Source organism: Actinopolyspora mzabensis (assembly GCF_900101095.1).
Lineage (GTDB): Bacteria > Actinomycetota > Actinomycetes > Mycobacteriales > Pseudonocardiaceae > Actinopolyspora > Actinopolyspora mzabensis.
Genome location: NZ_FNFM01000011.1, coordinates 216,612 through 232,434 on the forward strand (window position 1 = coordinate 216,612; position 15,823 = coordinate 232,434).

General features: G+C 68.0%; 9 protein-coding genes. 4 read left to right on the plus strand and 5 right to left on the minus strand.

Features of this window, described 5'->3' with window-relative positions:
- The first annotated feature begins 17 nt into the window (after positions 1 to 17).
- The 4 genes from BLR41_RS19030 to BLR41_RS19045 all read left to right on the plus strand — a co-directional run bounded on the left by BLR41_RS19030 (position 18) and on the right by BLR41_RS19045 (position 4,647).
- Complete coding sequence (locus BLR41_RS19030; RefSeq protein WP_092630884.1) at positions 18 to 998, plus strand: mechanosensitive ion channel family protein; 981 nt, start codon at positions 18 to 20, stop codon at positions 996 to 998.
- Positions 999 to 1,023: 25 nt separating this feature from the next.
- Positions 1,024 to 1,407 (plus strand): globin, encoded by a 384-nt coding sequence (locus BLR41_RS19035; RefSeq protein WP_092630887.1) that lies wholly within the window; start codon positions 1,024 to 1,026, stop codon positions 1,405 to 1,407.
- 377 nt (positions 1,408 to 1,784) lie between these two features.
- On the plus strand, positions 1,785 to 3,083 hold the full coding sequence (locus BLR41_RS19040) for an alpha-amylase family glycosyl hydrolase (RefSeq protein WP_245694499.1): 1,299 nt from the start codon (positions 1,785 to 1,787) through the stop codon (positions 3,081 to 3,083).
- Between the two features lie 319 nt (positions 3,084 to 3,402).
- Positions 3,403 to 4,647 (plus strand): alpha-amylase family glycosyl hydrolase, encoded by a 1,245-nt coding sequence (locus tag BLR41_RS19045; RefSeq protein ID WP_425426932.1) that lies wholly within the window; start codon positions 3,403 to 3,405, stop codon positions 4,645 to 4,647.
- Positions 4,648 to 4,703: 56 nt separating this feature from the next.
- Here the strand turns inward: BLR41_RS19045 and BLR41_RS19050 are convergent, their stop codons facing one another.
- The 5 genes from BLR41_RS19050 to ettA form a co-directional block, all read right to left on the minus strand.
- Positions 4,704 to 5,345 (minus strand): DUF8185 domain-containing protein, encoded by a 642-nt coding sequence (locus tag BLR41_RS19050; RefSeq protein WP_092630893.1) that lies wholly within the window; start codon positions 5,343 to 5,345, stop codon positions 4,704 to 4,706.
- Positions 5,338 to 5,778, minus strand: coding sequence for an acyl-CoA thioesterase (locus BLR41_RS19055; RefSeq protein WP_092630896.1), 441 nt, complete (start codon positions 5,776 to 5,778; stop codon positions 5,338 to 5,340). The genes BLR41_RS19050 and BLR41_RS19055 overlap by 8 nt, the downstream gene beginning before the upstream one ends.
- A gap of 191 nt (positions 5,779 to 5,969) precedes the next feature.
- Positions 5,970 to 10,961 carry an NAD-glutamate dehydrogenase gene (locus BLR41_RS19060; RefSeq protein WP_092630899.1) on the minus strand — a complete coding sequence of 1,664 codons (4,992 nt, stop codon included), beginning with the start codon at positions 10,959 to 10,961 and terminating at the stop codon, positions 5,970 to 5,972.
- Between the two features lie 172 nt (positions 10,962 to 11,133).
- Entirely contained in the window at positions 11,134 to 13,908 is a 2,775-nt protein-coding gene (locus BLR41_RS19065) for a hypothetical protein (RefSeq protein WP_092630902.1), read from the minus strand.
- Positions 13,909 to 13,924: 16 nt separating this feature from the next.
- Complete coding sequence (ettA, locus tag BLR41_RS19070; RefSeq protein WP_092630905.1) at positions 13,925 to 15,601, minus strand: energy-dependent translational throttle protein EttA; 1,677 nt, start codon at positions 15,599 to 15,601, stop codon at positions 13,925 to 13,927.
- Positions 15,602 to 15,823: the final 222 nt, after the last annotated feature.

A 15,823-nucleotide genomic window follows, 5' to 3' on the forward strand; every position in this document is an offset into this window, starting at 1 on the left:
CATGGAGCCCCGAAACCATGACGACCACGTTGCCCCTGGCACAGTCCCGCTGCTCGGACGATTCCAGTTGGTGGTGCGAGACCGTCTTCGACTGGACCAGCAACGCGTGGCTGGCCAACTACTCGGAGATGCTGATCGCCACCCCGCTGCGGATCCTGCTGATCGTGGTGGTGGCGTTCCTGGCTCGATACGTGCTGCACCGGATCATCACCAGGCTCAGCCGCACCAACGGCGAGGCACCGAAGCTGCTGCAGCCACTGCGGGAGCGGCGCGGCGAGGCGGTCTCGGGCGAGACGCTGGCCGAACAGCGGAGCCAGCGCGCGCGAACGCTGGGGTCGGTGCTGAAGTCGGTGATCAGCTTCGTGGTCTTCGTGTTCGCGGGTTTCTACGTGCTGCGCCAGTTCGGTGTGGATCTGGCACCGTTGATCGCCTCGGCCGGAATCGTGGGTGTCGCGCTGGGCTTCGGCGCGCAGAATCTGGTCCGCGACTTCCTGTCCGGCATGTTCATGATGATCGAGGATCAGTACGGGGTCGGTGACTGGGTGGACCTCGGCGAGGCCGGCGGTACCGTGGAGACGGTGGGACTGCGAGTCACCACGCTGCGCGACATCAACGGCACCGTCTGGTACGTCCGCAACGGCGAGATCCTGCGGGTGGGCAACTCCAGTCAGGGCTATGCCGTGGCGGTGGTGGATCTGCCCGTGGCACACAGCAGTGACGTTGCGCGCGCGCAGGAGGTGGCGCAGTCGGTCGCGGCCTCGGCGGCACAACGGGAACCGCTCTCCAAGGACGTACTGGAGCCCCCGGAGATGCTCGGTATCAACCAGATCACCTCGGATACGATCACGCTGCGGTTGACCGCCAAGGTGCGTCCGGGACAGCAGTGGGCCGTGCAGCGCCTGCTCCGCGCCGAGATCAAGCGGGCCTACGACGAGGCGGACATCAAGCCGCCCTACCCGGCTGGACGCTTGATGCCGGAGCCAGGCGAACAGCAGTGACGTCGAAGCCTCCCGAGGAGGGCATGTGAGCACTCCGGAAACCTTTTACGACGAGGTCGGTGGCGAGGCCACCTTCCGAACCATCGTGGCCCGCTTCTACGAGGAGGTCGCCAAGGACGAGCTGCTCAGACCGTTGTACCCGGAGGAGGATCTCAGCGGCGCCGAGCAGCGACTGCGTCTGTTCCTGATGCAGTACTGGGGCGGTCCGCAGACCTACTCGGAGCAGCGCGGGCACCCTCGACTGCGGATGCGGCACGCCCCCTTCAAGATCGGCCTCGCCGAACGCGACGCCTGGCTGCGCTGTATGCGAATCGCCCTGGACGAGGTGGATCTGACGCGGCAACAGCGTGACCGGCTCTGGCAGTACTTCGAGATGGCCGCACACAGCATGGTCAACTCGTGGTTCTGATTCCGCGTCCGCCCGAGCCGGTCGGCCCGCCGAACCGCCCACTCCGTGGCTGACCCCCTGGTCGACTCGGGATCGTCCACCAGGCCACGTCCCCGCTGCGTACCCTGACCCGACCTGTTCGATCGCCGCCACCCCGCAGGAACCGGTCCTTTCGGACGGGTCCACAGCGGACCGCCGTTCTCCGGTGATCTCCCCAGCGACCACCGGCGGCGGTGTGGGTGCTGGAATATCCGACACGACACCGCGACGGAGTTCGCGGTATTACGGTTATCGACAACATCGACACCGGAGACCGGCGTCGCAGCCAGCGTCCGGGCGCATCGGCCCAATCGCCGGACACTCGGCTACGGTGGCCGGACAGTTAAGGGGTGACCACTGTGCGCCGCTGGACAGAACAAGACGCCCCCGGCCAGGAGCAACTTCCCTGGTGGTGGGACGCGACGCACTACGCGATCGACATCCGACTGTTCGCGGATTCCGACGGTGACGGTGTCGGCGATCTGGACGGCCTGCGCCACCGGCTGGGGTATCTCGAACTGCTCGGCATCGACACGGTCTGGCTGACCGGGGTCGCGATGACCGGTGTGGGGCCCAACATCGGCGAACCGCGGCAGGCCGCCGCGGTCCTGGAGTCCTTCGAACACCTGACCACGGCCGCCCACGACTGCGATCTGCGGGTGACCCTCGACATCGGCGCGGACATCTCCGATCTACGGCAGCCCCGGGCGCAGCAGGAGCTGGTCCGCACGCTGCGGTTCTGGACCGACCGGGGAGTCGACGGTTTCCGCCTCGCCCTCTCCCGTCGCGGTGGGAACTCCGGTGGGCCCGAGGCTCAGGGACTGGATCCGGACACCTCCCGCGCCATCAGGGCGGCACTGGCGGAGGAGTCGGACAGGCTGATCGGCTCCCTGGTGGAGGAACAGCAGTCCAGCCGGGGGGTGTGGGACGTCGACTTCAACCGCTCCCTCGCGGAGGCGGAGTTCGAGGCGGGTGAAATCCAGGAGGCGATCAGCAAGGAACTGGCCGCCTGCCGGGAGTTCGGAACGCGCCCCGGCTGGATGGTTTCCGGCCGGAGCACCCCGCGACAGGTCACCCGGTACGGCGGCGGCGAACTCGGGCGTGCGCGGGCGCAAGCGATGTCACTGGTGACACTTGCGCTGCCCGGAGTCGTGTGCATCGACAGCGGGGAGGAGCTCGGACTGCCCGAGGTCATCGCCTCCGCCACCGAGAGCCACCCCGGCGAACTCGTCGGCGCGCGGGTGCCGATGCCGTGGGAGGGCAGCGAGCCACCCTACGGTTTCAGTACGAACCCGACCTCTTGTCTACCGGTGCCGGCGGACTGGCGAGAGCTCACCGTGGAGGCACAGCTGGAAAGCGCGGATTCCACCCTCTCGCTGTACCGTCAGGAACTGGAACTGAAACGCACCGCTCCCGCGGAGGCCGGTGTCGACGAGAGCTCCGGAACCGCGGGGCTCTTCGACGAGGACACCGTGGAATGGTACGGAGCCCCGAGCGGCTGTCTGGCGTTCCGAAGGGGTGTCGGCGGAGTGATCTGCGCGCTGAACACCTCGGAGCAACGGGTACCGCTCCCGCCGGGAGAACTCCTCCTCGCCAGCAGTCCGCTGGTGGAGGGGCAGCTACCGCCGAACTCGGCGGTGTGGTTGACCGCGAACTGACCGAGCCCTCCCGCCGTATCGACGACCGGTGGGAGGTGCACCGACGCGTCGACGCCGGAACACCACGCCGGTGGCTCGCACCGCGGGTTCCGCGACCGGCAGCGGTGCTGTCACTCTCGGGACCAGCACTCTCGGGGCCATCACTCTCGGGGATGGCGGTTCCGAGGACGTCGGAAGCGTGGCGCGGGGAAGCCGTGGTGCGTGGACTGCGGATGACGGCACGACACCTCGTTCGAGCCGACGAGATTTCAAGATCCACCCGATCGTGGTCCCGTCGACAGCGCTGCGGCGGGAAAACTCAGTGACAGGATGGGCCACCGTGGGCTTGAGCGAATTGAGCCGCGAAGACTCGACGACAGGGCGTGGCTGGTGGGAAAACCGAATTTTTTACCGTGTCGATGTCCGGGCGTTCAGCGACTCCGATGCCGACGGGGTCGGTGATCTGGAGGGCGTTCGGGACAGACTCGGGTACCTGGAACTGATCGGTATCGACGCCATCTGGCTGACCGGTGTGCTGGCTTCACCGGTGGGACGCCCCGGACAAGGGCGGGACGTGGAGCCGTTGATCGGCACCCTGGACTCGTTGGAAACGCTGCTGACCGAAGCACACGCGGCGGGAATGCGGGTGGCGTTGGACCTCGCCGTGGACGGCACGGAGATCGTTCACAGCGAAAACCAACGGGAACTGGCGGAGTCGCTGCGGTTCTGGAGCGATCACGGCGTCGACGGGTTCCGGATCGCCGCGCTACCGGGCATCACCGGCCCGATCGACGAATCCGCGCATCGGATCGTGCGAATGATCCGCTCGGTGCTCGACGGAGGGGACTCGGTCATGCTCGGTGGCCTGGTCGACGGCTGGCGCACCGGCCTCGGTGACCTGATGGAGCTGGACGTGGGCGTGGACCTGCGGTTCAGCCTGTCACGGTTCGACGCCACCGAGATACGCCGAATCGTGGAGACCGTGCTGGCGGATTCGGACAGCAACGCGGGCACACCGGTATGGACGCTGTCCACATGGGAAAACCCACGCCCGACCACCCGGTTCGGAGGCGGTGCGCACGGGCTGGCCCGCGCACGAGCGATGGCGTTGGTCCAGTTCGCCCTGCCGGGGGCGGTCGGTGTGGACAACGGAACGGAACTGGGGCTGCCGGAAGCCGAGAAACCCGATCGTACGAGCAGCCACCCGGCCCGCGGCCCGATGCCCTGGGAGGGTACGCAACCACCGTTCGGTTTCTCCGCAGCGCCCGGAAACTGGTGGCCCACCCCACCCAACTGGGCCGCCAGCACCGTGGAGGCACAGTTGGAGGACCCGTTGTCGACGCTGTCGCTGCACCGCAACGCGATGGAACTGCGACGCCGCCACGAAATCGCGCACCGCACCACAGTGCGCTGGTACGGGGCGCCGCCCGGCTGTCTGGCGTTTCGCTGTGACCGGACCGACCTGACGTGCGCGCTGAACGCTTCCGGTACGAGCGTGCCGAAACCGCCGGGCACGGTCGTGCTGTGCAGCGGATCGTTAGAGGGCGAACGCATCCCACCGAACACGGCGGTGTGGCTGACCTGAGTCGACCGGGAGGTCCCGCCAAGCAGCGACCCGACGCCCCGAGCGGCAAACTTCGATCAGGTCAGCAAGGGCAGCAGAGCGTGCCGCCGCCGGACCACCGCCCCGAACCGGGAGTCGATACGGAGCCACGTCTCGGTGGCGCTGACCCGTACGATCTCCTCCTCCGGAGGATCGCTTACCAGAAAACCCATCCCGGTCAACACGAACAAGCAGCGCAGCGGAACTTTGACGTGCAGCCCCGAGCCGCTGACGGTGAACACTTCCTGATCCATCAGCGAAGCGGGCGGCGTGCCCTTCGGCCCCACGTTCTGCCTGGCGACACCGACCCCCTGCTCGGCCACCTCTCCGACGACCCTGGCAGGCAGGTCATCCACGTGCCGCCATCCTCCGGGGGGAGGCAGCTCGGAGCGCCACAGCAGATCCCGCTCCGGGCCGGGATCCATCACCGGCCCGTTGGAAACCGTCAACGCGGCCAACAGCTCGTTGCCCGAGACGCTCACGTCGGCGGGTTGGACCTCACCACCCACCGAACGAGTGCACAGCGCGTCGAACGGGGTGGCCGACCAGACATCGATCCGTTCGGCGTCGGACCTGTTCCGCAACCGCACGACGGCCTGACCGTCCAGCCGCACGGCACGGGCCACGAACGCGCTCAGGTCGTCACGTTCGACCGAACCGGGCATTCGCAGTTCAGGCAATTCGCTGCTCCTCGTTCACGAGCGGATCGAGTACCCACTCCGCGAGGAACGAACGTTCACCCTCGGTGAGGCGACGCGGACGTCCGGCTCGCAGATCGTAGGGCACCATCAGGGTCTCGGCAGTGGCCACCGAATCGTCACCACCCGCGGCGACGGCGTAGTCGACCACGAACGAGGCCGTGCGCAGCTCACGCACCGACATGCGCACCTGCACGGCCCCCATGTGGTATTCCACCGGGGAGCGGTAGTCGACCGACAACCGGGCCACCACCATTCCCTCCGCCATACCGCCGTGGCCCCGCCGTTCCGCTTCGTTGAAGAGCAGCCCCGCACGGGCCTCCTCGAGCAGCGTCACGGTTCTGGCATGGTTCACGTGCCCGAAAGCGTCCATATCGGACCACCGCAGGGGCACTTCGGTGACGTAGGCTCCCACCTTCTGCCTTCCTTAGCGCACAGCCGATCAACGGGGGTCGGACAGCGACCGCGCCGCCCGGGGCCCCGGTTACACCGTACGCGGCCACGGTACGGAACCGGATCCGACGAACGCCCCACCCTCGGTCGGACCGAGCGGGCGGCCCCTCGGGTCGAGCCGCGGGTGAACGAACCCGACCCGAGGGGAAGCCGTCAGCGCACCATGCTGCGCAGCTGCCTGGCCGCCACGGACAGTGTCGCCAGGTCCTGACGTCCGGAACGCTTGATCTCCTCCAACGACGCCCGGGCCCGTTCGATGCGGGAGGCATTCGCCGACTCCCACTGGGCGATCTTGTTCTCGGGGGGCTCCTCCTGATCGCTGCTACGCAGCACATCCACCGCGATGGCACGCAGCGAAGCGTAGAGATCGTCCCGCAGCGCCAGCCGCGCCAACGCGTGCCACCGGTTGCCACGCTCCAGCTCGGCGACCGACACCAGCATCCGCTCCATGTCGAGGTATTCCCACAACGCGTAGTAGAGCTCGGCGCTCTCGCGGGGGCTGCGTTCGGCCACGGTGCCCGCGTCCCATTCCGCCAACTCCGCTATCTCGGTGATGTCCAGCAGTGCGAACGTGTCCAACAACGTGCTGACACGCCGTGCGGTCCGCTTCGGCACTCCCCGACTCACGAGCCGGTCGGTCTCGGTCTCGGCGTTGGCCGCTGCCCGCCCGTGCAGCATCTCCCACACCGACTCGGCCAACTCGGTCACCACGGGACGGAAGCGATGTATCTCGGCACCGATGGCCAGCGGCTGCGGACGGTTGGAAAGCAGCCACCTGGAGGCCCGATCCAGCAGGCGACGGGTCTCCAGAACCATGGAGTCGACGACGTCGATGGGCACCGTGCCGTGCAGCCCTTCGATCTCCTCCCACAGCGAGGGGAGATCGTAAACACCGGTCACCACCTCGAAGGCACGAACCGCGTCGGTGGTGTCGGCGCTCATCTCCTCCGCCAGGCGGTACGCGTAGGAGACACCGGCACCGTCGACCACCTCGTTGACGAGCAGGGTCGTGGTGATCTCCCGGTGCAGCGGGTGCTGGCGCACCGCATCGCCGTACTGCTCGCGCAGCGGTCGCGGGAAGTACTCGGGCAGCCGCGAGGCGAAGGCTTCCGTGTCGGGCAGGTCGCTGGCCAGCACGTCCTGCTTCAGCGCGAGTTTGACGTGTCCCATCAGGGTCGCCAACTCCGGTGAGGTGAGGCCGTCACCGGCCTTCTCCAGCTCCCGGAACTGCCCCGAGGTCGGCAACGCCTCCAGTTCACGATCGAGGCCGGTGCGTTTCTCAAGTTCGGCGACCTGCCTGGCGTGCACCGACAGCATCTGGGTCGCGTGCGAACGGGAAGTACCGAGCACGGCGTTCTGGCGATAGTTGTCGGTTAGCACCAGCTCGGAGACCTCTTCGGTCATCTCCCGCAGCAACTGGTTGCGCCGATCCCGGTCCAGGCGTCCCTCGGCGACCAGCTGGTCCAGCAACACCTTGATGTTGACCTCGTGGTCCGAGCAGTCCACACCCGCCGAGTTGTCCAGCGCGTCGGTGTTGACCTTGCCACCGTTGCGGGCGAACTCGATACGCCCGAGCTGGGTCATCCCGAGGTTGCCGCCCTCACCGATCACGCGGGCACGCAGGTCGGCACCGTCCACCCGCACCGGATCGTTGGCCTTGTCCCCCACCTCGGCGTGGGTCTGGGTACTGGCCTTGACGTAGGTCCCGATGCCACCGTTCCAGAGCAGGTCGACAGGGGCCCGCAGGATCGCCCTGATCAGTTCGGCCGGTGCCAACCGGGCCACGTGGTCGTCGATTCCGAGCGCGGCGCGGATCTCGGGATTGAGCGGGATGGACTTGGCGGAACGCGGCCAGACACCGCCGCCCGCGCTGATCACGTCGCGATCGTAGTCGTCCCATGTGGAGCGCGACATGGCGAACAGCCGGGAGCGCTCGGCGAACGAGGCGGCGGGGTCCGGGGTCGGGTCGATGAACACGTGCATGTGGTTGAAGGCCGCCACCAGCCGGATGTGCTCGGAAAGCAGCATCCCGTTGCCGAAAACGTCACCCCCCATGTCGCCGACTCCGACGACGCTGAACTCCTCGCGCTGCGTGTCGGTGCCGAGCTCACGGAAATGCCGCTTGACGCTCTCCCAGGCGCCCTTGGCGGTGATGCCCATGGCCTTGTGGTCGTAACCGACCGAGCCGCCGGAGGCGAAGGCGTCGCCCAGCCAGAAGCCGTAGGATTCGGCGACCTCGTTGGCGATGTCGGAGAACGTCGCGGTCCCCTTGTCGGCCGCGACCACCAGGTAGGTGTCCTCGTCGTCGTGTCGGACCACGCGCCCCGGACCGACCACCTGTCCGTTGACCAGGTTGTCGGTGAGATCGAGCATGCCGGAGATGAACATGCGGTAGCACGCGACCCCCTCCCCGCGGACCGCTTCCCGGTCGGCCACGGGGTCTCCGGTCGGTGCGGGCTGGCGTTTCAGGACGAACCCGCCCTTGGCGCCCACCGGCACGATCACCGCGTTCTTGACCGCCTGCGCCTTGGCCAGGCCCAGGATCTCGGTACGGAAGTCCTCCCGACGGTCGGACCAGCGAAGCCCGCCGCGCGCCACCGAGCCGAACCTGAGGTGCACCCCTTCGAAACGGGGAGAGTACACGAAGATCTCGTACTGCGGCCGCGGCTCGGGCAGCCCGGGGATCTCCTGCGGTTCCAGTTTGAACGACAGGAAGGAGCGGGGCCGCGAACGCTCGTCCTCGACGAAGTAGTTGGTGCGCAGCGTGGCCCGGATCAGTCCGAGGTAGGCACGCAGGATGCGATCGGCGTCGAGGCTGGTGACCTCTTCGATGGCCCGCTCGGCGGCGTCGATCAGTTCCTGTTCCCCGGAGAACCGCAACGTCTCCGCGAGGTTCGGATCGAAACGCGTCTCGAACAGCCTGATCAGCCGCACGGTGATCGACTCGTGCGTGATCAGCGCGTCCTCGATGTAGTCCTGGCTGTAGGCCACCCCGACCTGCCGCAGATACTTCGCGTAAGCACGCAGCACCGTGGTCTGCCGCCAGGTGAGTCCCGCTCGCAGCACCAGCGAGTTGAACCTGTCGACCTCGGCATCGCTCTGCCAGGCGGCCCGGAACGCCTCCTCGAACCGCTCCCGGAGCGTGTCGATCCGTTCGCCGTCGGACTGATCCAGCACGCCCTGGCCGGGACGGAGCCCGAAGTCGAAGATCCAACGGACGGTGTCGTCGTCGGGGGAAACCTCGTAGGGCCGTTCGTCCACGACCTCCACGCCCATGCTCTGCAGCACCGGAAGCACCCGGGACAGTGTCACCCGCTCGGTGAGGAACATCTTGAAACGACGGTTTCCCGGGCCGGCGTCACGCGGCGCGTAGAACGACATCGCGAGGTCACCGGGGCTGGAGAGCGTCTCCAGTCTGCGGAGATCGACCAGACCGTCGGAGGCCTCGAAATCCTCCTTGTACGCCTCGGGGAAGGCCGCCGCGTAGCGCAGCCCGACCTCGCTGATGGCCTCGGAACCGAACGAGACGAGACGACCGTCCCGTCGCGCCTCCCCGCGGTCGCCCATGCGTTCCGACTCGACCTGTTCGACCATGTCGTCGTCCCAGGTACGGATGGCCTCGCTGAGCCTGCGCTGCACCCGGTTGACATCGGGGTCGAGCCTGCTTCCCGGTTCGGTGTGCACCACGAAATGCACTCGGGCCAGCGCGGACTCACCCACCCGGGTGCTGTACTCCAGACCCGTTCCACCCAGCTCCGCAAGCAGCACCTCCTGCATCGCCAGGCGGGAGCGGGTGGTGTATCGATCGCGCGGCAGGTAAACCAGGCACGAGAAGAACCGACCGTAGGGGTCGCGCCGCAGGAACGGCTTGAGCTTGCGACGTTCCGCGAGTGCGAGCACCCCGGTGATGATCTCCAGCAGGGTGTCGGAGCCGGTGGCGAACAGCTCGGTACGCGGGTAGCTCTGGATCTCCTCGAGCATGCGCTGCCCGGAGTAGGACTCCAACGGGAACCCCGCACGGTGGATCACCTCCCGGGCCCGGCGGGCTATAACCGGTATTTCCAGCACGTTCTCGTGCAGCGCGGTGGTGGTGAACAGCCCGATGAAGCGGTGCTCACCGGACATCCCACCGTCGGAGTCGAAGGTCTTGACCCCCACGTAGAACGGATGGCCGGCACGATGTACGGATGAGTTCGCGCTCGCCTGGGTAAGCACCAGCAACTCGTCGTCCGGGGAGTCGAGGAGCGTGTTCGGACCGGCGGAGAGGGGCCGGACGGCCCCGTCGTCGGAGCGCAGCACCCCGAGACCGGACGCGAGCACCGGTCGCAGCGCCGGGCCGCCGGAATCCTCGTCGGGCACCACCTCGTCGTGGCGGTACCCCAGGAAGGTGAAATGTCCTTCGGCCAGCCAGCGCAGCAGGGCGGCGGCATCGGTGGCCTGCTCCACGGTCGGCCGGGAACCGTCCCGCTCCAGCGATTTCGCGAGCTCGCGAGCGGTCTCGTGCATGCGGTCGGTGTCCTCGACGACCTCGCGCACATCGGTCAACACCCGCAGCAGGCCGTGCTCCAGCTCGGTTATCCGAGCCGGATCGGCCAATCTGTCGATCTCGAGGAACATCCACGACTCGGCCAGGGCGTCCTCGGGCGGGTTCGAGGGGTCCGCACCGGGCAACACCTCCCGCAGCTCACCGGCGACGTCCCTCCGCACCACCACGATGGGATGGACCACGCGCTGCACCTGCGCACCGGCGCGCGACAACTCGGCGATCACCGAATCGACCAGATAAGGCATGTCGTCGGTGACGAGCTGGACCACCGACGCGGGGCTGTACCACCCCTCGACGGCGCGGGTCGGGTTGAATATCCGCACCATGGCACGTCCGGGCGCACGGTGCGCGGCCAACTCGTAGTGCGAGCGCAGCGCACCGGCGAGATCGTCCGGCTCCTCGCTCACGACTTCCTCGGCCGGGACGTGGCGGTAGTAAGTACGTAGCAGGTGGGCCAGTTCCGGGACCGTTCGCACGGCTCGCTCCACCAGGCTCGTCAGATACTCGGGAGTCACCGCACTCGGGTCGGACGCCCACGATGTCCGCTCCCCGTTCGGTACGGCGTACTCGGTACTCAACTGTCCGGATTCAGAGGTCATCGTCACGCAGCTCCACAACTAGCGGCACCTCGTTGTGCCAACACGACCACCCTAGAGTGCTCGACGCCGTGATCGGTGACGGGCTGAACAGATCAAGTAGAACCGGGCCGCAGCGGGGCACACCCCACCTGCGTCGAAAACACCGGAAGCGCGCACGAGGGGCGGACGGCGATCAACGGATCCGGGGGGTCCAACTGTGGGACTCGCCGGTCTCGGTCTCCCCCGCGGCGTGTCGTCTACGTCCCCGGAACGCGGTGTCATCCGTTCCCGTCCGGGCCGCCGGTTCGTCCTCGGAAGGCATCTCGGGTTCACCGGAACGCCGAGAGCTTCGCGCGACCGGGGAGTCCACTCCGGAGGAGGTTTCCGGAGCCTCGGGATACGCATGAGTCGCCTTCGCCGGAGCGGACTGCCCGGCACCGGCGGTGTCGTCGGCCCGGTTGCCGTGGCGGTAGGCCACCAGAGCTTCCGCGAGCAGATCGGCCAGTCCGGCCTGACCCGCACCGGATTCGGCACTCTCGGAAACGTCCATCCCGGAGAAGTCCCTGATCAACTCTCTGCTCTGCTCCAGCAGGTGCTCCGGGACCGCAGGGCGGGAAGTCGTCTCACGCGAGGTGTCGCCGGAGCTCTCGCCCAACTCGGGATAAGTTTCCGAGCCGCCGTGGCCCACCTGTGCCGTCGATTCGGTTCGTTCCGCGGAGGCGGCCTGCTCCCCGGAGGCGGCCGGTTCCGGGGGTTCCGCACGGCGACGGCGTCCTCCGGGGCGCGCGGGGGTGGCGGGTCGGGCGGGCGTACCGGGCTCCGCGGCGCTCCCGGCCTCCTCGGTGGCTTCGGCGGCCGCGGAACGACTCCGACGCTGGCGGGGCGTGCCCCTGCCCTCCGCTTCGAGCGCGGCACGGATCTCGTCCAGCGAGCGACCGTGCGACCGCCGGGCCGGTGGTTCCTCGGCCTCGGCCGGCTCCGCTCGTCGCCTGGCTCCCGTGGAGTCCGACTCGGGCGGGACCGAGTCGGAGGGAGCTGCCGCGGCGTGCTCGTGGAGCGGCTCGGAACCGTGCTCCGGGGAGGAATCAGCGGCACGGGAACGGCGGGGCTCGACGGGTTCGGTCATGCCGCCCGGTTGCGGGTCGGACGGGGGCCAGCCCGTGTGGCCGACCGCCTGATCACCGGGCTCCTCGCCCGAGGGCTCCGATTCCGGAAAGCTCGGGACGACCGGCATTATCGTGGTCACGTCCTCGGTGCGGGAGGACGAGGAGGGGGTGCTGGAGGACGAGGGGAAACCGCTTCCCGAGCCGCTCTCCGCCTCCGTGGCGGTCCCGCCGAATCCGGTTTCGGCCGGGGCCTCGGCGGGAAAGTCGATGTCCTCCCGACCGCCGTACTCACGGGGTGGGCGATGAGCATCCGACTCACCCTGCCGCTCGGTGTCGGGCGCCGCTACCGCTCGCTCGAACCCGCCCGGGGCTACGGGATCGGCAGACCCAACGGGATCGGTAGGGTGGTGCGGATCGGTCGCGCCGTGTTCCTCGGCTCCGTCCGGCGCCCGATGGCGTCTGCCCGCGACGGTTCCACCCGCCGTGACGACCTCGCCGAGGGCGGCACCGGAACGGTGAGCGGCCGTACCGTCCCCCGCACCGGCCGAACGACGATCACCGGTGCCGGCACCTTCGTGCTGCTGCGGCACGGTCGCGGAGTCCCGCGTACTCGGCGCCCCACCGGACAGCAGGGTGTTCATCAACCGCCGAGCCTGCTGCCGGGTGTCCGGGTCCTCCGTCGCGGGCTCCGTGTCGCTCGCCGCGGGAGTCAACGGACCTCGTGACGGATGTTCGACAGGGTGACCGTGCCGGTCGTAATCGTGCCCGCCGTGTTCGGACTGCTGCCGCGGGATCGCGGAGTTCGGCGCCGGGAACTCCTCCAGCAGCCGCAGCCTGGCCTGTTCGACGGTTCTGCGCCAGTGGTGATCGGCCGAGTAGGCATCGCGAACGCAGCGCAACGCCTCGGGAAGGTCGGACGCCTTCTCGTGCAGCGCGGACAGCGTGTTCAGTACCGCGGCCTGCAGATCGAACAGCTCGTGTCTGCGCCCACCGTCGAGAGCCTCTCGCAACGACTCGACCGCGGCCGAGTGCTGCCCGGAAGGCACGTGCACCCTGGTCGCCACCGCGAGTCGCAGCCAACCGACCGGGGCCGCGGCGGCGGCACGGAGCGGCTGCCGCAAGACCTCGGCCGCAGACCGCAGCGCTTCGGCCTGCTTGCCCAGATCCAACAGCGACTGTGCCTGTTCGAGCACCAGCCCGGCGCGGACCTCCCCGCTGTCGGCGGCCGGGTCACCGAGACGTTCCAGAAAGTCGAGGCCCGCCGCGGCGGACTCGATCGCGAGCGCGAACTCACCGTTACCGCGGTAGTGAGCCGCCCGCACGCCCGCCACTCTGGCACGGAGCAGCCGCGTGGTGTCCTGGTCCTCGGTCGACTCGGCGGCGTAGAGCCGGTCGGCCTCGTCCAACGCCTCGACACGCTCCGCCGCACGACGGTGCATCGGCAACGCACCACACAACTCGACCAGCGCGTGCGCGCGCAGCCGCGCCGGAACACGCTCCAGCTCCAGCAACGGATGCAGTACGCGCAACGCCACATCGAGACTGCCGCTGCCACGGGCACAGCAAGCCAGTTCGACCCGCAGCTCTCCGAGCGGTTCCGTGGAGCCCGCGCGCTCGGCGTCCCGAAAGGCTCCGAGCGCGCGTTCGGTGGCGGTGACCGAACGCCCCAAGCGGTTCTCGGCGAAAAGCGCGATCGCCTCCGCCCGGAGTCGCTGCTCGGTGTCCCCGGCCTGGCGGGCAGCGGCAGTCGCGCGGTTGGCGAACAACAGTGCCAGCTCCGGAACCCGCCAGCGCAACTGCCGAGCGGATTCCAGAAGTTCGTGGCCGGGGCTGCTTATCCGCGAACCGCGCTCCCTCGCCAAGTCGACTCTCCGATCCTCAGCCGCGGGTCAGTTTCCGATGGGTAACCCGGTGCGGACGTGCGGCCTCGGCGCCCAACCGGTCGATCTTGTTGTTCTCGTACCCCTCGAAGTTACCTTCGAACCAGAACCACTTGGCCGGATTCTCTTCGTCACCCTCCCAAGCGAGGATGTGGGTGGCCACCCGGTCGAGGAACCACCGGTCGTGGGAAATCACCACGGCACAGCCGGGGAATTCCTGCAGCGCGTTCTCCAGTGAGGACAACGTCTCCACGTCCAGGTCGTTGGTGGGCTCGTCCAGCAACAGCGTGTTCCCACCCTGCTTGAGCGTCAACGCGAGATTCAACCGGTTGCGCTCACCGCCGGAGAGCACCCCGGCAGGTTTCTGCTGGTCGGCTCCCTTGAAACCGAAGGCGCTGACGTAAGCGCGGGAAGGCATCTCGACCTGGCCGACCTGGATGTGGTCCAACCCGTCCGAGACGACCTCCCAGACGTTCTTGTTGGGATCGATGCCGGAGCGGTTCTGGTCCACATAGCTGAGCTTGACCGTGTCACCGACCCGCACCTGACCGCTGTCCGGCTCCTCGAGGCCGACGATGGTCTTGAACAGGGTCGTCTTACCGACACCGTTGGGGCCGATGACTCCCACGATGCCGTTGGGCGGCAACGTGAACGAGAGCCTGTCGATGAGCAGATTGCCCTCGAAGCCCTTGCTCATCTCGTTGGCCTCGACCACGAGGTTGCCCAGGCGCGGGCCCGGCGGAATCTGGATCTCCTCGAAATCCATCTTCTTGGTCTTCTCGGCCTCGGCCGCCATCTCCTCGTAGCGCTCCAGACGCGAGCGCGACTTCTTCTGGCGTGCCTTGGTGTTCGAGCGCACCCACTCCAGCTCGTCCTTGAGACGCTTCTGCAGTTTGGCGTCCCGCTTGCCCTGCACCGCCAACCGCTCGGACTTCTTCTGCAGATAGGTCGAGTAGTTGCCCTCGTACGGGTAGGTGTTGCCACGGTCGAGCTCGAGGATCCAGCCCGCCACGTTGTCCAGGAAGTAGCGGTCGTGGGTCACGGCCAACACGGCGCCGGAGTAGTTGGAAAGGAACTGCTCCAGCCAATTCACGCTCTCGGCGTCCAGGTGGTTGGTGGGCTCGTCCAGCAGCAACAGGTCGGGCCTGCTCAGCAGCAGTTTGCACAACGCCACCCTGCGACGCTCACCGCCGGAGAGGTAACGAACCTCGGCTTCGGGGGGTGGACAGCGCAGGGCGTCCATCGCCTGCTCCAGTTGCGAGTCCAGCTCCCACGCCTCGGCGTGGTCGAGCTCCTCCTGGAGTTTGCCCATCTCGGCCATGAGCTCGTCGGTGTAATCGGTGGCGAGCTGTTCGGCGATCGCGTTGAAGCGGTCCAGCTTCTCCTTGATCTCGCCAACGCCCTCCTCGACGTTGCCGAGTACGGTTTTCTCCTCGTTCAGCGGGGGCTCCTGCTGCAGGATCCCCACCGTGTAACCGGGGGAAAGGAAGGCCTCACCGTTGTTCGGGTGGTCGAGTCCGGCCATGATGCGCAGCACGCTCGACTTCCCGGCCCCGTTCGGCCCCACCACACCGATCTTGGCACCGGGGTAGAACTGGATAGTCGCGTTCTCCAGTATCATCTTGTCCCCGTGCGTTTTGCGCACATTCTTCATGGTGTAGATGAACTCGGCCATGCCTCCGATCGTAGATGTGCGGGAGCGCGTGGTCTGCACTGCATCCGCACGGTGTGCACCTCCCGTGACGAGCCCCCTGCGCCTGGCGACCGCGCCCCGACGGGGCGGCGGGAGCGTCTCCCCGCTCGGTCGAGAACGGGCCTTGTGCACCGACGAATCGGCAGCGCCGCCGCCGCGGCGCGGCGCGGCGGCGGGCGGCGTGCGCGGAGACCGGCACGCCGC